Source organism: Commensalibacter communis, from assembly GCF_947179015.1.
Taxonomy (GTDB): Bacteria; Pseudomonadota; Alphaproteobacteria; order Acetobacterales; family Acetobacteraceae; genus Commensalibacter; species Commensalibacter communis.
This window is the reverse complement of record NZ_CAMXCM010000002.1, coordinates 127,288-148,533: the sequence shown is the minus strand read 5'-3', so window position 1 is coordinate 148,533 and position 21,246 is coordinate 127,288. Positions and strand designations below refer to the sequence as shown.

Sequence of the window (21,246 nt, the reverse complement as noted above, 5' to 3'; positions counted from 1 at the left end):
TTGTTTTCCAGATTTATCCTTTTCTCTTCTTTTGTTACGATATTGTTATATAGTAATTATCAAGTTGCTTATGCGATTAATGATACGAAAATTATCCACGTTATTGCAGCAGAGAATATGTATGGTGATATTGCTCAACAACTAGGCGGGAAGTATGTGCAAGTTGATTCTATTTTAAAAAATCCAGACCAAGATCCACATTTATTTGAGCTTACGCCGAGTATTGGTAAAAATATTGCTGAAGCTGAGGTAATTATTGTTAACGGACTAGGCTATGATTCTTGGATGAATCGTTTATTAACAAAATATCATTTTAATCATCAAGATATTTTATCTGTACAGTCTTTGTTGGGTCGTAAAGACGGTGACAATCCGCATTTGTGGTATGATTTTGAAGCAATAGAAATATTATCTCAACGGTTGCAGCAAGTTTATGCTCAGTTGGATCCACAAGAGAAATTATTCTTTCAAAAACAATTTACTTTGCTTGATACTGATTTAAAAAAAATTCAGCAGCGTATTCAAATCCTACGTCAACAATACCCACATACGAAGGTGGCTGCAACGGAACCTGTATTTGGATTGATGGCTCAAAAACTAGGGTTTGAAATGTTGGAAGAACCTTATCAATGGGTTGTTATGAATGGTGGTGAACCGACACCCAAGCAAATTGCCCAGTTTGTTCAAGACTTAAAAACGCATCAAATCCAAATCTTATTTTATAATGAACAAGTTTCTACTCCAGCAACGCAACAATTAAAGAAAATTGCTTTAGAATCGGGTGTAGCAGTGGTTGGTGTTTCAGAAACGATGCCAGCTCATTTAAGCTATCAGCAATGGATGAACCAGGTGCTGGATAGAGTCGAGACTGCTTTAAAAAGTCAGCATCAATGAATGTTATTGAATGTCAAAACCTTGATGTTCGATTGGGCTCGCGTATCATTTTATCTCGACTTAATCTAGAGATCAAAGAAAATCAGTTTATTGGTATCTTTGGGCCGAATGGTTCTGGTAAAACGACGTTTATGAAGGCACTCTTGGGGATTATTCCTTGTGCTGAAAATAAAATAAAGATTTTAGGAAATTCGCCTTATAAAGCTCGAAAACAAATAGGGTATATCCCCCAATATCGTGATATGGAATCCTTTCAATTAGCGGGGAGAGAGTTTATCGCCACCAGTATTCGTGGCCATAAATGGGGACTTCCTTTTTTAACAAAGCAAGATTTATATCATATAGATGCAGTTTTAGATCATGTGCATGCCAAAGAGCTGGCTGGTGTTCCCTTGTCTGAAATGTCTGGGGGACAAAGACAGCGATTACTATTGGCGCAAGCGTTGCTTGGTAATCCACAGCTCATTATTATGGATGAGCCCTTTAGTAATCTAGATCCTAAATGGGTTAAAATTATTTTGTCTTTGCTTAAAGAGTTACAAGAGCGAAGAGGATTAACAATTTTACTTTCGACGCATGATTTAAATCCTTTGATGAAAGTTATGGATCAGGTTATCTGTATTGGAAATCAAAAAGCAATTTTAGGTGATGTGAATCAAGTGATGACCTCAGACGTATTGACTCAGTTATATGGGTTTCCGATTGAGGTGGTTAAAACAGATCAGCATCTTTTTGTTACAACGGCTTGTTAATTTATTAATTTGAAAGTTGATTCGAGGATGTTTTCCCTTGAATTTATGCAAACTGCATTTATTGCATCAGGTATTGTTGCAGTTATTTGTGGATTAATTGGATATTTTTTGCTGATCCGCAGAGAAACCTTTGCAGGACATGCGTTGTCGCATGTTGGTTTTGCAGGGGCAACAGGGGCAAGCTTGATTGGTGTTTCTCCATTCCTTGGGTTATTAATTTTCAGCCTTTGTGCCGGTGGATTAATAGGCGCAATAGGGCCAAAGTTAAAAGATAGAGATATTGCCATTGGGTTGGTATTATCGACCTCGATGGGTCTTGGCTTATTATTTTTGCATTTTTATACCCGTTATGCCTCGCAAGTGACAGGATTGCTTTTTGGGAATGTTTTTGCGGTCGATACGCAAACTTTATATGGACTGATTATTCTTAGTATTGTTTGTTGTATTGCGATGTTGTTTTTTATGCGTCCCTTGTTGTTTGCCTCTTTGCAACCAGATTTGGCAGAGGCAAAAGGATTATCTTTACGACGTGTTTCTATTTTTTTCTTGGGGTTGGTTGCATGCGTGACGGCTGCGTGCGTTCAAGTTACTGGGGTTTTGTTGACCTTTTCTCTCATGGTGGGACCTGCTGCGGTTGCACGTCAGTTAAGTAAGACCGTTTGGAAAGGTATATTTTTATCCATATTTTTAGCACTCGCAGAAACATGGGGAGGTATTATTATTGCTTGGATTACTGATTACCCCGTTTCTTTTTGGATTAGTTTATTAAGTTTTGTGACTTATATATTGTCATTATTAGTAAGTAAAAATTTATCTTTTTATAAGAAAGCTAGAAAAGTGAATTAAGCGTTATGTTTGATGTTAAATATGATGTGAACAATAATTATTAGTCTAGCATTGAGTATTTATTTCGTTTTATTTTATTTGAAATATTATGAAAGAAAACTAGTGATAGCTTTGGCAGAGTTACATTTATACTTTGTTATGAACAGATATGTATATTGATATGTTGTTCAAATTTCCATCATTAGCTTCATTGATTATTAGCAAAATATAATATTGTTTAAACAAAATATTATTAAATCTAAAACCTAAAATCTAATGTTTCCATGATGAAAGCTCCACTTTTTGTGCCAGCATTTCTAATAGATTTAGAGCCAATAAATCCTGCAAAATCGTTGGTTAAAACCAAATGAGGTGCAATAGCATAAGCAAATGTAAATTGAGGTAAAGCACCAACAAATCCGCCAGAGAAATTATCTCTAAGAGGGTAATTAATGCCAATACCATAAATTGTATCATTTGTACTTGCACGCCACATAACAGGAGCATGAAGTTTAAGTAAAGATTTAGGTGTTGGATTATAAGTAATTAATGGACCAGTACTAATAACGTTAGATAGATTCATATAAAGAGTCATGTCTTGATAATTAGCAGTTGGGAAATATGGTGAAGCAAAATTATGGATTGCCCCTTTTGATTTTTTATAATTGCCGCCTGAATAGTAATCGCTTTGTAATCCAATAGTAGGTTTTCCCTTTATATTTGAAAAACTATAGGAGAATAAAGTATTAAATGCGAAGGCATTGACAGGACGTGAATCTCCCCCTTTCTCAGGTCTAAATTCACCACCTTGATAAATACCAATAATTTCAAGATTAAGATCAGCTATATTTCCGCCTATTCTTCCTCCGATATTATCTCTGCGGCTTGATCCTTTTTGCCAACCTCCTATAGTAGGGGTAGGGATTGATGCAGGCGTTCCACTATATAAATATCCCATAAAGAAACTATCGACATAGAGCTGGCTCTTTTTACCAAAGGCTTGAAACGTTGGAAGGGCAAGGCTGGCATACCCACCGTAAAAGCGAGCATTCCAACTGGGACCATATCCAAAAATTTTTCTGTCTGTTAAATCAGTTTGCCAAAAATCAAACAGATCAATACGAAAACGATCCCATATGGCGTATCCTCTGACGCCGTCCCAGCTTTGCCTTACGTTTGTAATTTCACGAGGAGATGTAATGGATAAGGGGGCATCGACAAAAAATTGTCTACCACCCATAACACCCATTTTAGCACCCAGTAAGTTTGCTTTTAACTCAAGAAAACCTTGCTGAAGGTCTAATCTTTTACGTTGAAAGCCAGTTTGATATCCAAATGTGTTACTTCCCCCCGCAACGGCATTAATAAGTTCTGCATAGGCACGTACATGTTTTCCAATATGCAGGTCTGCCCCATATAAGCTGCGTAAAAGGAGTTTGTTTGAATTCTTCTTTGTTGTGTATCCTAGATAAGGTTGAGAATCATAGACGTGTCGTAAACGTTCATTTCCGTTTAAGCTGAGCCAAATAGTACCAGAATCATTTAAAGGGATATATTTTAATCGATTGAACCAGTCTTTGTTTTTATTTGGATCATTACATAACCCACTCCAATCCTCTGCCCAGCGTGCTTGTGCATATGGAGCATTTTCCCCAAAAGCATACCATGAATAATTTCCAACAGCACCAAATCCAGCGGCAGTTCCTTTGTTAAAAGCACCACCCCAATCTGGGTGTCGGCTTTTCCCATATTTTCCTGCTGCGGTAATAATGTTTTGACAACGTTTATTTAATATTATTTTGTCATCAGACAAAGAATTGGTGGAGGGTTTGATCGCTATTGCGGGGTTCCCTAAAAAACTGCAACAAAATGATACGGTCATTACTGTAATTGTTTTATAAATAAGTCTTTTGGAATGCTTCATGATATAACATTTCGTTATTAACTGTAATAGTTTTCAGACTTATTTTATTCTTTTAGATAACAATTCCTATTGGTATGAAGTGTATAAAATTCAATTCTATTGGGTAAAGTAAGATATACTTTTGGATAGTCATTACTGCCTGTTTTGATAGTAGATTATAGATTAAAATCAGGTTATAATTTGAATTTTACTTTATTATAACGATGTCCTATGGATGACTCCCAATTAATACGATATAGCCGGCATATATTGCTCCCTCAAATTGATTTAAGAGGGCAGGATGCTATTTTAAATAGTAAAATATTGGTGATTGGTTGTGGGGGGCTGGGATGTGCTGTGGCCCCTTTATTAGCAGCAGCTGGTGTTGGATATTTAACCTGTGTTGATGATGACAAAGTCGATTTATCAAATTTGCAACGGCAAACACATTATGTATATGAAGATATAGGGCAATTTAAAGTCGAAGTAATAAAGAATTTTATACATAAACAAAATCAAGAGGTACAGGTTAATATAAAGACACAGAGGTTATCACTGAACGATTTAATCATATTATGTAAACATCATGATCTTGTCATTGATTGCAGTGATAATTTACAAACACGTCAAGATATTAATCAAGCGGCTTTTATTAGTAAGGTTCCTTTAATATTTGGGTCAGCTCTTCGTTTTGAAGGGCAGTTAAGTGTTTTTGATAGTCGTAACCCAAATTCTCCATGTTATGCTTGTTTATTTGATGGTACTGATAATGGGCAAGATAGCTGTTCTTTCTCAGGGGTTTTTGCGCCTTTAGTCAGCATTATCGGTTCTATGCAGGTTTCTGAGGCTTTAAAAGTTATTTTAAATGTTGGTGATGTATTGATGGGGAAATTGTTGCATTATAATGCGTTAAATGCACAGTTTGACCAAATTTACTTTGATCGAAACCCTCATTGTAAAATATGCAGTCATTGATTTATATTTTGTTAAATCCATATTTTAGTGCAAATACAGCGGCTTGAACACGGCTATGAATATTTAATTTACGTAAAATATTTTGCACATGCAGCTTGATAGTGCTTTCTGATAAATTGAAAAAACGTGCGATTTCTTTATTACTGCCACCTTTAGTTAGCCAAGCAAGGATTTCTTTCTCTCTTGAGGTAAGGCTTTCGTACAATTTATAGGGTTCATTATCCTGCTGTTTGGGATTTTTAAGTTGACGGATTAGTTTGGTTGTCATTTCAGGTGATAGAATATTATCTCCATCAAGTGTTTTACGAATACTTTGAAGCAAAAAATCAATATCAATGTTTTTTAGTAAATACCCACTTGCCCCTATTTCCATGCATTCAAGCAAATTTTCATTGTCTTCGGAAACCGTTAAAATTAAAACATGTAGTTTTGGATCTGCACTTAATAATTGTTGTAACGTTTCTTTGCCTGCCATAACAGGCATATCAAGATCCAGTAAGACAACGTCGGGGTGTAAGGTATTTGCAAGCTTAACGCCTTGCAAACCATCTTGAGCTTCGCCTACAATTTCAAAATCTTTTTCAGTTTCAAGCAAAAATCTTAGACCAGAACGAAAAAGAGCATGGTCATCAATTAATAAGATTTTAATTTTAGAATTTTCCATAATACTCCTAGTTATTATTGGGGAATAATGAGTTCAATAGTCGTGCCATGATGTAATACAGAGTTAATATGAATGATTCCGGGAATTTTTTCAGCTCTTTCTTTCATAATAGATATACCAACATGGCTTATTTTTTTTTCTTGTATAATTTTTGTATCAAAACCTACACCATTATCCTGAATTTTCATTAAGAAATCTTTATCATTTTTAAAAAAGATTTGCACAAGGCTGCAAGATGAGTGTTTACGAATATTGGATAATGCTTCTTGTAATATAAACACAACTTGCAGTTGTTGCTGCTGTGTTAAAAAGAATTGTTGCTTAAGGCTATGAACCTCAATGGGAATGTTTGTTTGTGATTTAAAACGGTCTAAAACATTTTGAATTACTTTGGAAAAATCATCAGTATTATTAATCTTCGTTCTGAAATTCAACAAAAGCTCTCTGACATCTTCATAACATTCTTGGATACCTTTTTGTATAAAGTTAAGGTTTTGTTTGATACGGCTATAGTTTTGTTGATCGATTGCTTTTTCTAATATTTGTGTTTGTAAATTTAGGAAGGATAAGGATTGTGCAATACTATCATGTAATCCTTGAGCAATCATATTTCTTTCCTCCAGAACCGCAAGTTGCTTTTCTTTGATGGTAAGATGTTGATTTTCAATAGAAATTGCTAATTGTTTAATAAGTGTTTTTATAAGGTAATGATTTCGTTTTTCTGTTGCAGAATCATTTTGAGGGTTTGTAAAATATAAACCTATCATGCCTATTTCATTATTGTTATGCCAAATAGGGAAAATTACAAAATATTCAAAAGTTTTTTGAATACAGTTTGGAATTGAAAGGTGAAATTTATTTTGTTGCTTGGTGTGAATATAAATAGGATTTGGGTTTTTGGGTAATACATTGACATCAAAAAAACAACGCGCAGAAAAATAACATTTTTTAATAATATCTGACTGTTTTGGTAACCCTTGACCATATAAAAAATCAAAAGAATCTTTATTGCTGTTTAAAAGACCAATGAACCCAGCATCAGCATTACCTAATTGAATAATTTTATCTAAAAAGCTTTCTAAAAGTGTTTCTTGCATCAAGGATTCATGTAAGAAAGTCGTCATATCATATAAAATAGCAAGTTCATGGTTTTTTTCTTCTAAAGAAATAGTTTTCTGAGATACTTTTTGTTCAAGATTATTATATAAATCTTGTAAGTTATCAGCCATTTTATTAAATCCAGCAGATACAATATTAAATTCATCTTTGTTTGTAATTGTAATACGTTGAGATAAATTGCCTAGACTGATTTGTTGAATAGCAGTTTGTAAGTGTGTTAGAGGATTAATAACAAATCTATATAAAAGGTAAATGGCTGAAAAAGCGGTAAAAATAACCATTATAATTAGTACAGTTTGTATAAATCGAAGCCAAATAATATTTTGTGTATTTTGATTTTCAATAATTTTTACAAGATAATTAATATTTCCTACAAACTGATTGATAGTCAGAAGATCTTTTGTTGATATTATATGACTGAATGTTGGCGATTGGTTTAGAATTGGTAAGATATTGCTTGTATAAGATTGTTGAATGATTTGTATTTGTGTATCAATCTTCGTGTTGTTTGGAAAAATAAAATTATTTTTGTCCGATTTTAATAAATTATTTAAAATAAAGACAAATTGATTCCGCTCGGATTGTAGATCTTTTTGATGGTCAGGTTGACTTGATAAAAGAAGCATATGATACATTTTCATCCGCAAACTGCCGGCATAATTAATATTTTTACCTGCATTCTCTAACTGCCAAAGTAACGCCAAGGCATATCCTGTAAAGAAGATAGCACTTGTTACCCAGAGGATAACTGAAACAAGTAGTTTAACAGAGAGGCTGTGTCGTCTTGATGTTTTTGTCATTGAATTATTCAGGATATTGCTGACTTTAGAGGGTGAGGTAATAAGAGTTTTTTCAATAGATAGAGACTAGAACTAGTCCAAAAGAACTAGATATTATCTAGTCAAGTAGATAGTTCATTTTGCCCCTTAGATGAATTGGTTAATCGTTTTAAATATATTAGCATCATAGATAATTTACAGCCAATTATTATGTATTAAAAATTTATATAATATTTTGTTGAGAAAATTACAGAAAGAATTCATTTGTAATAGGAAGCTATGAATGTCTAATTTATTAACAAATTGGGAGCCAGAAAATGAAGAATTCTGGCAAAAGCATGGAAAAAGAGTAGCGACACGAAATCTATGGATTTCAGTACCAGCACTTTTATTTGCTTTTGTTGTTTGGTCTTTATGGAGTGTGGTTGTTATTTATTTGCCTAAACTAGGTTTTGATTATGATCAAAATCAGTTGATGTTACTAACAGCTTTACCTGCTTTATCTGGTGCAACATTAAGAATATTTTATGCATTTATGGTGCCTATTTTTGGTGGTAGAAAATGGACATTTTTTTCAACAGCAGTAATGTTAATTCCTCTAGTTTGGTTTGGAATAGCTGTTCAAGATCCCCAAACCAGCTTTTTCACAATGACAATCATTGCACTTTTATGTGGGCTTGGAGGCGGGAATTTTAGCTCCTCTATGGCAAATATAGGATATTTTTTTCCAAAATCTGAAAAAGGATATGCCACAGGTGTTAATGCAGGTTTAGGAAATCTTGGTGTTTCTGTGGTTCAATTTGTTGCGCCTTTAATTATTGGTATAGGTATTTTTGGCGCATTAGGTGGGGATCCTAAAGTAATTGTCCAAAATGGACAGGAAACCTCTATTTGGCTTCAAAATATTGGGTTTGTATGGGTTCCTATTATTTTGATTATCTTATTTTTTATTTGGTTTGGGATGAATGATCTTTCTTCTGCAAAAGCATCATTTTCTGAACAATCTACTATTTTTAAACGCAAAGATAACTGGATTCTATGTTGGTTATATTTAGGAATGTTTGGTTCATTTATTGGATATTCCTCTGTTTTTCCTATTTTATTGAAACATTCTTTTCCAGATATTGATCCTTTGAAATACGCATTCTTAGGGCCCTTGCTCGGTTCTATTTTTAGAGTGGTTGGTGGTATGATTTCAGATAAAATTAGAGCCAGTATTGTTACTCAAATTGCTTATGCTGGGGTTATTGTTTTTACACTTGCCGTTTTATATTTTATTCCAGAACACGGACAAACAGAAAATTTTATGGCTTTTTTTATTAGTTTTATGCTGGTTTTTGTCTTTGTTGGTATTGGGAACGGATCCGTTTTTGCTCAAACGCCCATTATTTTTGGAATCTTTCATCGTAAATTAGCTGCTACAACAGGCATCAGTGCCGAAGAATCTGCAAAAACTGCTGTCAAAGAAACAGGTGCGGTGCTTGGGTTTATGGGCGCTATTGGTGCTTATGGTGGGTTTGTTATCCCAAAACTTTGTGGAACAGCAGTTGCATATACAGGCACATTTAATCTCGCTTTTTGTTGTTTTATTGCCTTTTATAGCTCTTGTTTGTTGATGAATTGGTGGTTTTATCTTCGTAAAAATGCAGAAAGCGCATGTTAATCGGTATTATATCTTTAAGGATTGAGAAAAAATCATGAGTCACTTATTAGATCGTTTATCGTTCTTTAAAAGAACTAGGAGTACTTTTGCCAATGGTCATGGTGCTGTTGTTCAAGAAGATAGAAAATGGGAAAACGCATATAGGCAACGTTGGCAGCATGATAAAATTGTAAGATCTACTCATGGTGTGAATTGCACTGGATCTTGCAGCTGGCAAATTTACGTCAAAAGCGGATTAATCACGTGGGAAACGCAGCAAGTTAATTATCCACGTACACGCCCTGATTTGCCTAATCATGAACCCAGAGGCTGCCCACGTGGTGCATCTTATAGTTGGTATGTTTACTCTGCTCAACGGGTAAAATATCCGATGTTAAGGGGGGTATTGGCAAAATTATGGCGTGAAGTACGTAAGAGTAAAGATCCAATTGCGGCTTGGGAATATATCAGTCAAACTCCGGAAATTGCGAAAACTTATAAATCTCGGCGTGGTCTGGGTGGTTTTGTTCGCTCAAATTGGGACGAGGTCAATGAAATTATCGCTGCTGCTAATAATTTTACTGTAAAAGAATTTGGACCTGATCGTGTTGTTGGGTTCTCTCCAATTCCTGCGATGTCAATGATAAGCTATGCTTCTGGTTCAAGATATTTATCATTAATTGGTGGCGTGCCTTTATCTTTTTATGATTGGTATTGTGATTTACCCCCTGCCAGTCCCCAAGTTTGGGGCGAGCAAACAGACGTTCCAGAATCTGCGGATTGGTATAATTCTACCTATTTAATGGTTTGGGGATCAAATGTTCCTATGACCAGAACACCTGATGCACATTTTTATACAGAAGTGCGTTATAAAGGAACCAAGACTGTTGCTGTTTCTTCTGATTATGGTGAAATGGTTAAATTTGGTGATATTTGGTTGGCACCAAAACAAGGAACAGATGCTGCGCTTGCCATGGCAATGGGGCATGTAATTTTTAAAGAATTTCATCTAGATAATCCTTCTGATTATTTCACACGTTATTGCCGTCAATATACCGATATGCCGATGTTGGTTATGTTGGATAATAAGGGTGAACATTATCTACCAAATTATTTCCTAAGAGCCAGTCATTTAGATGGTAATCTTAATGAACAAATAAACCCAGAATGGAAGACCCTCGTTATTGATGGTAAAACCGGGAATATTGTTGCGCCTAAAGGGTCTATTGGATTTAGATGGGGTGATAATGGCAAATGGAATTTACAAGAGCAAGATAGTCAAGGACAATCTATCGAAGCACAGCTTTCTCTTTTAAATACACAGGATCAAGTTGTTGAGGTTGCTTTTGACTATTTTGCTGGTGAAGGTGAAAATGAGCAGTTTACACGCAAAGTGCCAGTTAAAAAAATTAAGTTAGCTGATGGATCAGAAGCACTGGTAACAACCGTCTTTGATTTAATGGCTGCAAATTACAGTATTGATCGTGGATTAGGCGACGGAGCAAAGGATTATTTTGACAATGTTCCTTATACGCCTGCATGGCAACAAAAACATACTGGGGTAAAGCCAGAGCTTGTGATTCAAGTGGCTCGTGAATTTGCACAAAATGCAGACCAAACCCAAGGTAAGAGTATGGTCATCGTGGGTGCTGCTTTGAACCATTGGTATCATATGGATATGACTTATCGTGGTATTATTAATATACTGATGATGTGTGGTTGTATTGGACAAAGCGGTGGTGGTTGGTGCCATTATGTAGGGCAAGAAAAGTTAAGACCACAAACAGGTTGGACACCACTTGCTTTTGGTTTGGATTGGTATCGTCCAGTACGTCAAATGAATGGAACTTCATTTTTCTATAATCATACCAGTCAGTGGCGCCATGAAAAATTAAATCTGCATGAAATTACATCATCAACAGCGTTAAATCAGTTTGAAAATTTATCACTCATTGATTGTAATGCCAAAGCTGAACGTTTGGGATGGTTGCCTTCTGCACCGCAATTAACGACTAATCCTTTGCAAGTCACACAACAAGCAATTGCTGCATCAAAAGATCCTGTTGCTTATGCTGTTGATGGGTTAAAAGATGGTTCATTGGATATGTCTTGTAATGATCCAGATAATCCAAAGAATTTCCCAAGAAATATGTTTGTATGGCGTTCAAATATTTTGGGTTCATCTGGCAAAGGGCATGAATATTTCCTAAAATATTTGCTGGGCACACAAAATGCTGTGTTAAGTGAGGAAGAAGACTGCATCAAACCCCAAGAAATTACGGTAAGACCTGCTGCTGAGGGGAAATTGGATTTGATGGTTGTTTTAGATTTCCGTATGTCAACGACTTGTTTATATGCTGATGTTATTTTACCAACAGCAACATGGTATGAAAAAGATGATTTAAATACATCAGACATGCATCCTTTTATTCATCCATTAAGTGAGGCTGTACAACCTTTGTGGCAAAGTAAAAGTGATTGGGAGATCTTTAAGGGTATTTCTAAAAAGTTTTCTGAATTAGCAGAAGATTATTTGGGTGTACAAAAAGATTTAGTTTTAACCCCATTGATGCATGATACGCCTCAAGAACTGGGTCAACCTTTTGACGTGAAAGATTGGAAAAAAGGAGAATGTGATCCCGTTCCAGGGAAAACAATGCCTGCCATGACTGTGGTCGAAAGAGATTATGGGGCAATTTATCAGCAATATACGTCGATTGGACCATTACTTGAAAAAATTGGGAATGGTGGCAAAGGGATTAGCTGGGATACTAAACATGAAGTGGATGTACTTCGTGGATTGAATAAAGTTGTTCAAGATGGTGTTGCCAAAGGTCAACCTAAGTTAGAAACAGCAATTGATGCTGCGGAAATGATTTTGACATTAGCACCAGAAACCAATGGTCATATTGCGGTTAAAGCATGGGATGCACTATCTCAAATAACGGGTTTAGATCATACACCTTTAGCATTACCCAGAGAGCACGATACAATTCGTTTTAGAGATATTCAAGCGCAACCTCGTAAGATTATTTCCTCACCTACTTGGTCTGGTTTGGAAAGTGAAACCGTCAGTTATAATGCTGGTTATACCAATGTCCATGAGCTGATTCCTTGGAGAACAATTACAGGTCGCCAACAATTTTATCAAGATCATCAATGGATGCGTGCTTTTGGTGAGAGTTTGTGCGTTTACAAGCCTGCAATAGATTTAAAAACAACAAAACAAGTGCTTGGTAAACATGATAATGGGAATACTGAGATTGTTCTTAATTTCATTACACCACATCAAAAATGGGGTATTCATAGTACTTATTCTGACAATATTAGGATGTTGACTTTATCTCGTGGTGGTCCCCATGTTTGGATTTCCGAAATCGATGCCCAAAAGGCAGGCATTGTTGATAATGATTGGATCGAGGCATTCAATCTGAATGGAACTTTAACAGCCAGAGCAGTGGTCAGCCAACGTGTGCCAGAAGGCATGACGTTAATGTATCACGCTCAGGAAAGGATTATTAATGTTCCAGGTGCTGAAGTTTCTAAAAAACGCGGTGGTATTCACAACTCTGTAACAAGAACTGTTTTAAAACCAACGCATATGATCGGTGGTTATGCTCAGCTTTCTTATGGGTTTAATTATTATGGAACGGTTGGTTCTAATCGTGATGAATTCGTGGTTATTCGTAAAATGAAAAATGTTGATTGGTTACAAGAAACCGACAATTTAGCTCAGCAAAATATCAAAGCGTAATAAGAGGTCAAGATTATGAAAATTAGAGCACAAATTGGCATGGTGTTAAATCTGGACAAATGTATTGGGTGTCATACTTGTTCAGTCACTTGTAAAAATGTTTGGACCAGCCGTGATGGTGTTGAATATGCATGGTTTAACAATGTTGAAACAAAGCCTGGTGTTGGTTATCCAAAAGAGTGGGAAAATCAAGACAAATATAATGGTGGATGGGTTTTAAAAAATAATAAGTTAAAACCTCGCCAAGGGGGTAAGTTAAAAATTATGGCAAATATTTTTGCCAATCCAGACTTGCCTCAAATTGATGATTATTATGAGCCATTTACGTATGATTATGAACATCTACAAAATGCTCCTGATATGAAAACACCACCGACAGCGCGTCCCGTTTCTGTCTTAACTGGCAAAAAAATGGATAAAATTAAATGGGGTCCTAATTGGGAAGATGATCTTGGGGGGGAGTTCTCTAAAAGATCAAAAGATGCCTTATTTGAAGGTATTCAAAAAGAAATGATGTCTACATTTGAGAATACATTTATGATGTATTTACCAAGGTTATGTGAACATTGTTTAAATCCAGCTTGTGTTGCCAGTTGTCCTTCTGGATCTATTTATAAACGTGAAGATGATGGCATTGTTTTGATTGACCAAGATAAATGTCGTGGTTGGCGGATGTGTGTTTCTGGGTGCCCTTATAAAAAGATTTATTATAACTGGGTGTCTGGAAAATCTGAAAAATGTATTTTTTGTTATCCACGAATTGAAGGTGGGCAACCAACGGTTTGTTCTGAAACTTGTGTTGGACGTATTCGGTATCTCGGTGTTTTGTTATATGATGCTGATAAAATTGAAGATGCTGCTTCTGCTGAAGATCCAAAAGATTTATATCAGTCTCAATTAGATTTGTTTTTGGATCCCAATGATCCAGAAGTTATTGCTGAGGCATTAAAACAAGGAATCCCACAAAGTTGGTTGGATGCTGCTAAGAAATCACCTGTATATAAAATGGCAGTGGATTGGAAAGTTGCATTCCCATTACATCCAGAATATCGTACATTACCAATGGTTTGGTATATTCCTCCCCTGTCCCCTATTCAATCTGCAGTAGAACAAGGCGTGATTGGGGATAAAGGTATTATTCCTGGAATCAAGGAATTACGTATTCCAGTTCGTTATCTTGCTAATTTATTAACGGCAGGAAAAGAGGAGCCTATTGTTGAAGCATTAGAAACAATGATTGCAATGCGTCGTTACATGCGCAGCAAATCCGTCGATGCTCAACCAGATTTATCAACTATAGAAAATCTTCATGTTTCTGAGGAACAGATTAATGAAATGTATCAAATAATGGCAATTGCTAATTATGAAGATCGTTTCGTTATTCCTTCATCTCATAAAGAAATGGTTGAAGATGCTTTCCAAGATAAAGCATCTTGCGGTTTTTCATTCGGCAATGGCTGTTCTGATGGTGCTAGTAAAGAAAGCTTATTCGGTAAAAAACAGTCACCTATTGTTTTTACAGATATGATTAATGATCGAAACCGTAATAAAGAAAAGGAAAGTAATAGTTAATGCAAATTTTTAAAATCCTTTCAGTGCTTCTTTGTTATCCGGAACAAGAGTTGGTAGATGCTGTTCCTGAATTAAAAGATTGTTTGAATAAGTTAAAAATAGACTCTACTTTTCTATCTCCCTTGCTGACAGAGTTGAGTGAGAAAGAGTTGCTTACTTTGCAAGAAGAATATGTAAATCTTTTTGATCGAGGGCGGAATCACTCTTTACATATGTTTGAACATATTCATGGCGAAGACCGCATTCGTGGGCAGGCTTTGGTTGATTTGATGAATGAGTATCAAAATAATGGGTTTGAGCTTTCTGTAGTTGATGAGCTTCCGGATTATTTACCATTATTCCTTGAGTATTTATCTGTTTGTGAAGAAAAGCACGCAATTCAACTTTTAACTGCTGCGATTGATGTGATTGGTCATATTGGTAAAAAATTACAAGATACAAATTCTGCTTATGTGGGTATTTTTTCTTTATTGGAACAATATTCAACGGCAAAGCCAGTTCCTTTGGTAACGCCACCTATTCGCGATATGGATGAGGCATTAGAAAAATTTGAACCTAATATAGAGGGAATTGAACCCTTGCTGCAACCAAACACTTGTAAAATTTGCCCGACCTATGATCAAAATAAAGGGGGAAGTCATGGATTACCTAGATAAATTTATTTTTGGAATTTATCCGTATATTGTATTAACAATTTTTATTGTTGGTTGCCTTGTTCGATTTGAACGTGAACAATATTCGTGGAAAAGTGATTCCAGTCAATTACTATATCGTGGGCAGTTGCGCGTTGGTAGCATTCTGTTTCATCTTGGAATTTTGGGTTTATTCTTTGGTCATTTGGGTGGGTTATTAACCCCAGTGATTGTGTGGGATACACTTGGGGTCAGCCATTCCTTAAAACAATTGGTGGCTATGACTGCGGGTGGTATTATGGGCAGTATGTGTTTCGTTGGATTAGTTATTTTAATCCACAGACGCTTTACTGTAGATCGTTTAACACAAAATAGCACCTGGCGTGATAAACTTTTGCTTTCATGGTTATTGGTGACATTATGTCTTGGTTTATCAACAATTTTTGTCTCAGCGCAACATTTAGATGGGCACGAAATGGTTAACTTAATGACATGGGCACAACATGTAGTGACTGTTCGTGGTGATGCTGCAAGTTACATAATGAATGCTTCTATTATTTTTAAAATTCATTTATTTATGGGGATGACTTTATTTGCTATTTTCCCGTTTACGCGTTTAGTGCATATTTTCAGTGGATTTGGAATGGTGACATATATTACACGTAAATGGCAATTGGTAAGACCTCGTTCATAAAAGAAAAGAGTGGTAATGAAAAAATATTATTTTGTTCGTAAGGTAATTCAAAATATTGTAATTGCAATGATTTTTCTTTTTGGTGGATTATATTATGCTAAAGCGAATGACATTGTTGTTTCAGCGGCAATAAGTCTAAGCAATGCTTTTAAAGAGATTGCTAAAACTTATGAAGCTGAACATCCTACGGATAAAATATTATTTAATTTTGGTGCTTCTGGTAGTTTGCTTCAACAACTTAACCAAGGGGCACCAGTTGATGTTTTTGCTTCTGCAGATGAAAAAACGATGGATCAAGCCAGCGAGAAAGGGTTGATTATAAAGAAAAGTAGAAAAGATTTTACCTATAATAACCTTGTATTAATTGCCCCAATCCATAGTGTTTTGCATGTGCAGAATGTAGATGATTTATTACAACCAGCCATTCAAAAAATTGCAATGGGACAACCTCAAATAGTTCCAGCAGGTAGATATACTCAGCAATTATTAGAACAAAATCATGTATGGGATAAAGTTCAGAATAAATTGATTATTGGGCAAAATGTAAGACAAGTTTTGGATTATGTAGGGCGTGATGAAGTGAATGTTGGATTTGTATATCATAGTGATGCAGCCATTGCACAAGATAAGGTAAAAATCCTCTTGGAATTTTCGTTAAATCGTTCAATTTGTTATCCTATTGCTTTAGTTAAGCAAAGAAAACCAAATCAAAATGCTCAAAGATTTATTGACTTCGTTTTATCCTCTACAGGGCAAAATATTTTAGAAAAATATGGTTTTGCCAATCTTTCTCCTTAATAAAACAATATGATGAATTTTTCGTGGGATGCACTGTTTTTATCATTAAAAGTTGCAGGGTGCTCAGTTATTATTAATCTTGTAATTACGGTACCAATTGGTTTTCTATTCGCACGTAAAAAATTTATTGGCAAAGAATTTTTAGATACGATTTTAACGCTACCCATGGTACTGCCTCCTACTGTTTTGGGATATTATTTGTTGGTTCTGTTGGGGCGACATGGTTGGATTGGACAATGTTTAGAGAAGTATTTTAATATTAATCTAATTTTTACATGGCAAGCGGCAGTAGTTGCTGCAACAATTGTTACGTTTCCTTTGGTTTTTAAACCTACCAGAACAGCTTTTGAGAGTGTAAATGTCTGTTATGAACAAGCTGCTAGTGTTTTAGGAATTTCTAATTTTTCTATATTTTTTCGTATTATTTTACCACTAGCTTGGCGTGGTATTTTTGCTGGTTTGTTATTATCATTTGCCAGAGCATTGGGGGAGTTTGGTGCAACGTTAATGGTTGCAGGCAGCATTCCTGGTAAAACAGAAACCTTGTCCATTGCTATTTATCAAGCGGTTCAAGAGGGTGATAATGATACCGCAAGTATAGCAGTAATTATTTTATCGATTGTTTGTATTGCTGTTTTAGTTGTTGCAAAAAAATTAACTGGTTATAAAATTTTTCATTAGTGGCAAAAGATGAATTTTATTTGGAATGTTCAAAAAACATTATTGGCAGGTCAACGTTCTTTTCAATTACATCTTGAATATGCTTCATCATGCAAATCTGTTGCAATATTTGGTCCATCAGGGGCTGGAAAAACAACGTTAATTAAGATGATTGCAGGATTATTGCAACCTGATATTGGATTGATTAAGATTGGTAGTTGTGTTTTTTTTGATAAAAAACAAAAAATTAATTTAAAACCACAGCAAAGAAACCTAGCTTATTTTTTTCAATCTTATAGTTTGTTTCCTCATTTAACCGTACAGCAAAATATATCATTTCCGTTGAAAAAAGGGATCTTTAATCCAACTAAAAAATATAATAATTTAGAAATATCTCTGTTATTAGAGCGTTTTGAATTGGTGAACCTTGCCCATCAATATCCTCATGAATTATCTGGTGGACAGCAACAAAGAGTCGCATTAGCAAGAGCCTTAATAACAAAACCTAAGCTCCTATTATTAGATGAGCCATTTTCAATGTTGGATTATCAGCTGCGGAAACGTTTACGTAGCGAGGTAAAAGCTATTCAACAACAAATAAATTGCTTGTTATTAATAATTTCACATGACCAAGAAGATGTTGATTTCTTTGCTGAAGATGTTTTGATTTTAGAGAATGGAAAATTAAAAAAATAATATATAGGTTACAGTAAAAAGATATAAAATTTGTATATATTTGCTCCAATAATATATCTTAATGATAGTATAATTTTCAAAATAATTATTATTTCAAGAACGGTCTGTAGAATGCTTATAGATGATTTCGGTAGAACAATAGATTACTTAAGAATATCTGTTACAGACCGCTGTAATTTAAGGTGTAATTATTGTATTCCAAAAGGCTTTAAAGGTTTTAAAGATTCTGATCATTGGATATCCACTGAAGAGATTTTAAGAGTTGTTTATAATTTTTCAGTATTAGGAACACATCATTTTCGCCTGACAGGTGGTGAGCCTTTATTAAGAAAAAATATCGTTGAATTGGTTCGTGATATGAAAGCAATAGATCAAGTCACGGATTTGTCCATAACAACGAATGCAACTTTATTAGAAGACAAGGCTGAAGCTTTATTTGAAGCAGGTTTAGATCGGTTGAATATCAGTCTTGATTCCTTAAATTCTAAACATATGGAGGCAATAACAGGAAGCAATTGCCTTGAAAATATTTTAGCGGGATTATCTGCGGCTAAGAGAGCTGGTTTTCAAAAAGTTCGCATTAATATGGTTGTTATGCCAGATCGTAACGTTGATGAAATTGAAGAAATGTTAAGGTTCTGTATTCAACATCAATATATTTTATGTTTGATAGAAGTCATGCCTATGGGCGAAAGTGGGCGGGGTACGGCTTCTGTATATTTACAAGAAACAGTAAAAAGGCTTGAAAAAAATTTCAAATTACAACCAACAACTAAGAAAATTGGAAATGGACCAGCCAGATATTGGGAAACTAAAAGTGGGTTTGTTAATCTTGGTTTGATTACTCCATTATCTCAGCATTTTTGCGAGACTTGTAATCGTGTTCGGTTAACTGTTGATGGCACTTTATTGATGTGTTTAGGGCAAGATAATAGTTTTGAATTGAAACCTTTGCTAAGAAATCTATGTAGCGATGAGGCGTTACAAAATGCTATTATGCAAGCAATTAAGTTAAAACCAAAAGCACATGATTTCTTAGAGCAGCCAAAAAAAGTTAATCGTATTATGTCAATGACGGGTGGTTAATTATATTTTAGGTAGGAATGCTTTAACAATTTTTTCGTTTGTTTCAATTCTTGGTCCACCAATCACTTCGATACACATTGGAACAGAAGCAAAAACACCATGGATTTTGACATTACCATTTTCGTCTTTAACACCTTCCAAGGTTTCTTTGATTGCATTTGGACGACCTGGAAGGTTTAAGATGAGGCTTTTTTTACGAATAACACCGACTTGTCTGGATAAAATTGCTGTTGGTACATAATATAAACTTACTTGACGCATTTGCTCGCCAAATCCTGGCATAACTTTATCTGCAACAGCCAAGGTAGCATCGGGCGTAACATCACGAATATAAGGACCTGTGCCTCCTGTTGTTAAAACTAGAGGGCATTTTTCTTTGTCCACTAACTCAATGAGTGTTTTCTCAATCAGATCTTGCTCATCTGGAATTAAATGTTCGATATATTCTTTGTCATTTAAGACAGCAAGGTTCAACCAACCTTTCAGCGCAGGGAGACCTTTATCTTCATAGATTCCTTTGCTGGCTCTGTCACTAATAGAAATAAGCCCAATTTTAATTTTTTTCATAATAGATTCTCAGATATTTTTAAGCGTTGAAATTGTAAGAAAGAGGATAGACTTTGATATAATCATTTTCATGAATCAGAGTATTTTCTGGTATTTCTGCCAAGGCATCGGCTTGTGTAAACGCAGAGAGCATTGCAGAGCCTTGATGTGAAAGCAGTTGGACATAAAGTCCAGTAGCACTGGGTTGGAGCTGGACTCTAAGGAACTCTTTGCGGTTTTGTGTTTTCTTAGTGGAAAATGTTGCTTTAGCCATGATTGCTTTTGGCATACAATGTTCTAATGCAATTCCTGATAATCTTTTAAGAGCAGGAACAACAAGCTGTTGGAACGTTACAAAGGTGCTGACTGGATTGCCAGGCAGCATAAAAACTGTTGCTTTATCAATCTCTCCCCATGCAAACGGTTTTCCAGGTTTAATGGCAAGTTTCCATAAGGTTAGTTTTCCTAATTCGGTTATGGCTGCATGAACATGATCTTCCTCACCAACAGAAACCCCACCAGAAGTGATAATAATATCTGCTTTTTGACTGGCATTTTTTAACGCTTGTTCAGTTGCTTCTTTATTATCAGGTAGTGTTCCTGCATCGACAATAAGATGAGGGGTTTGTTTTAACCATGAAAGAAGTAAATAACGATTAGCATCATAGATTTGACCAGATTTTAATGTTTCTCCTGGATTAATAAGCTCGTTTCCTGTTGAAAATACATAAATTGTTAATGGTTTAAAGACAGGGACTTCAGCATATCCTTGGCTGGCTAATAAAGCGGTGACAGCAGGTGTAATATATTGACCTGTAGGTAGAAATATATCCCCTTTTTTTAATTCTTCGGCTTGATAACGAATATTTTGCCCTTTTTTAAGTGTTGATGTAACGGTTAAAATATTGTCATTAACTTCAGTATTTTCCTGCTGAATAACTGCACTTGTCCCTTCGGGGATTGGCGCACCAGTAAATATTCGGGCTGCTTCTCCTGTTTTTAAAGTCATTGATTGTGCGGTATCGCCTGCGGCAATACGATGGATGATTTTCCATTCTTGACATACGTCAATATCACCGCCAAGAGCATAACCATCCATTGCGCTATTGCTAAAAAAAGGAGTGTCATATTGGACTGTTAAATTTGCAGCTAATATAAGACGGTCTGCTTCGGTTAAAGGAATAGTTTGTTTTGTTAAAGAAGGAGTGTTTTGTGTTAATAAATTATGGAGTGCCTGATAATAATCGAGCATGAT

Annotated in this window: 18 protein-coding genes; 13 read left to right on the top strand and 5 right to left on the bottom strand. The window is 35.3% G+C overall.

The window, feature by feature from the left end; translation table 11 throughout:
• From PQG54_RS05465 to PQG54_RS05455, 3 genes are read left to right on the top strand one after another with little or no spacing between them, the layout of a single operon-like run.
• Positions 1-894: a metal ABC transporter solute-binding protein, Zn/Mn family gene (locus PQG54_RS05465; RefSeq protein WP_271789786.1), complete on the top strand. Its 894-nt coding sequence runs from the start codon at positions 1-3 to the stop codon at positions 892-894.
• Positions 891-1,646 (top strand): metal ABC transporter ATP-binding protein, encoded by a 756-nt coding sequence (locus PQG54_RS05460; RefSeq protein ID WP_271789787.1) that lies wholly within the window; start codon positions 891-893, stop codon positions 1,644-1,646. The genes PQG54_RS05465 and PQG54_RS05460 overlap by 4 nt, the downstream gene beginning before the upstream one ends.
• Before the next feature lie 27 nt (positions 1,647-1,673).
• Positions 1,674-2,492 carry a metal ABC transporter permease gene (locus PQG54_RS05455; RefSeq protein ID WP_271789788.1) on the top strand — a complete coding sequence of 273 codons (819 nt, stop codon included), beginning with the start codon at positions 1,674-1,676 and terminating at the stop codon, positions 2,490-2,492.
• A gap of 238 nt (positions 2,493-2,730) precedes the next feature.
• Here PQG54_RS05455 and PQG54_RS05450 read toward each other — a convergent pair whose 3' ends face one another.
• Positions 2,731-4,395 (bottom strand): alginate export family protein, encoded by a 1,665-nt coding sequence (locus PQG54_RS05450; protein WP_271789789.1) that lies wholly within the window; start codon positions 4,393-4,395, stop codon positions 2,731-2,733.
• Between the two features lie 210 nt (positions 4,396-4,605).
• Between PQG54_RS05450 and PQG54_RS05445 the strand changes: the two genes are divergently transcribed.
• Entirely contained in the window at positions 4,606-5,349 is a 744-nt protein-coding gene (locus tag PQG54_RS05445; RefSeq protein WP_271789790.1) for a HesA/MoeB/ThiF family protein, read from the top strand.
• 1 nt (position 5,350) lies between these two features.
• On the opposite strand, the gene PQG54_RS05440 is transcribed toward PQG54_RS05445, so the two are convergent.
• Positions 5,351-6,013 (bottom strand): response regulator, encoded by a 663-nt coding sequence (locus tag PQG54_RS05440; RefSeq protein ID WP_271789791.1) that lies wholly within the window; start codon positions 6,011-6,013, stop codon positions 5,351-5,353.
• 14 nt (positions 6,014-6,027) lie between these two features.
• On the bottom strand, positions 6,028-7,932 hold the full coding sequence (locus PQG54_RS05435; protein WP_271789792.1) for a histidine kinase: 1,905 nt from the start codon (positions 7,930-7,932) through the stop codon (positions 6,028-6,030).
• Positions 7,933-8,194: 262 nt separating this feature from the next.
• Between PQG54_RS05435 and PQG54_RS05430 the strand changes: the two genes are divergently transcribed.
• From PQG54_RS05430 to moaA, 9 genes are all read left to right on the top strand, one after another.
• Complete coding sequence (locus PQG54_RS05430; RefSeq protein ID WP_271789793.1) at positions 8,195-9,574, top strand: NarK family nitrate/nitrite MFS transporter; 1,380 nt, start codon at positions 8,195-8,197, stop codon at positions 9,572-9,574.
• A gap of 34 nt (positions 9,575-9,608) precedes the next feature.
• Entirely contained in the window at positions 9,609-13,307 is a 3,699-nt protein-coding gene (locus PQG54_RS05425; protein ID WP_271789794.1) for a nitrate reductase subunit alpha, read from the top strand.
• A gap of 15 nt (positions 13,308-13,322) precedes the next feature.
• A complete protein-coding gene (narH, locus tag PQG54_RS05420) occupies positions 13,323-14,879 on the top strand; it encodes a nitrate reductase subunit beta (protein ID WP_271789795.1) in 1,557 nt (518 codons plus the stop codon).
• On the top strand, positions 14,879-15,535 hold the full coding sequence (narJ, locus tag PQG54_RS05415) for a nitrate reductase molybdenum cofactor assembly chaperone (protein WP_271789796.1): 657 nt from the start codon (positions 14,879-14,881) through the stop codon (positions 15,533-15,535). Before narH ends, narJ begins: the two co-directional genes overlap by 1 nt.
• Complete coding sequence (gene narI, locus PQG54_RS05410; protein ID WP_271789797.1) at positions 15,519-16,205, top strand: respiratory nitrate reductase subunit gamma; 687 nt, start codon at positions 15,519-15,521, stop codon at positions 16,203-16,205. Before narJ ends, narI begins: the two co-directional genes overlap by 17 nt.
• A 15-nt stretch (positions 16,206-16,220) precedes the next feature.
• Entirely contained in the window at positions 16,221-17,003 is a 783-nt protein-coding gene (gene modA / locus PQG54_RS05405) for a molybdate ABC transporter substrate-binding protein (RefSeq protein ID WP_271789798.1), read from the top strand.
• A gap of 9 nt (positions 17,004-17,012) precedes the next feature.
• Entirely contained in the window at positions 17,013-17,684 is a 672-nt protein-coding gene (gene modB, locus PQG54_RS05400) for a molybdate ABC transporter permease subunit (protein ID WP_271789799.1), read from the top strand.
• Between the two features lie 9 nt (positions 17,685-17,693).
• A complete protein-coding gene (locus tag PQG54_RS05395) occupies positions 17,694-18,359 on the top strand; it encodes an ABC transporter ATP-binding protein (protein ID WP_271789800.1) in 666 nt (221 codons plus the stop codon).
• 111 nt (positions 18,360-18,470) lie between these two features.
• On the top strand, positions 18,471-19,445 hold the full coding sequence (gene moaA, locus PQG54_RS05390) for a GTP 3',8-cyclase MoaA (RefSeq protein WP_271789801.1): 975 nt from the start codon (positions 18,471-18,473) through the stop codon (positions 19,443-19,445).
• On the opposite strand, the gene mog is transcribed toward moaA, so the two are convergent.
• Together mog and PQG54_RS05380 are read right to left on the bottom strand one after the other, a co-directional pair.
• Positions 19,446-20,012, bottom strand: coding sequence for a molybdopterin adenylyltransferase (gene mog, locus PQG54_RS05385; protein WP_271789802.1), 567 nt, complete (start codon positions 20,010-20,012; stop codon positions 19,446-19,448).
• Positions 20,013-20,031: 19 nt separating this feature from the next.
• The gene (locus tag PQG54_RS05380) at positions 20,032-21,243 is read right to left on the bottom strand and encodes a molybdopterin molybdotransferase MoeA (protein WP_271789803.1); all 1,212 of its coding nucleotides are present in this window, start codon (positions 21,241-21,243) and stop codon (positions 20,032-20,034) included.
• Positions 21,244-21,246: the final 3 nt, after the last annotated feature.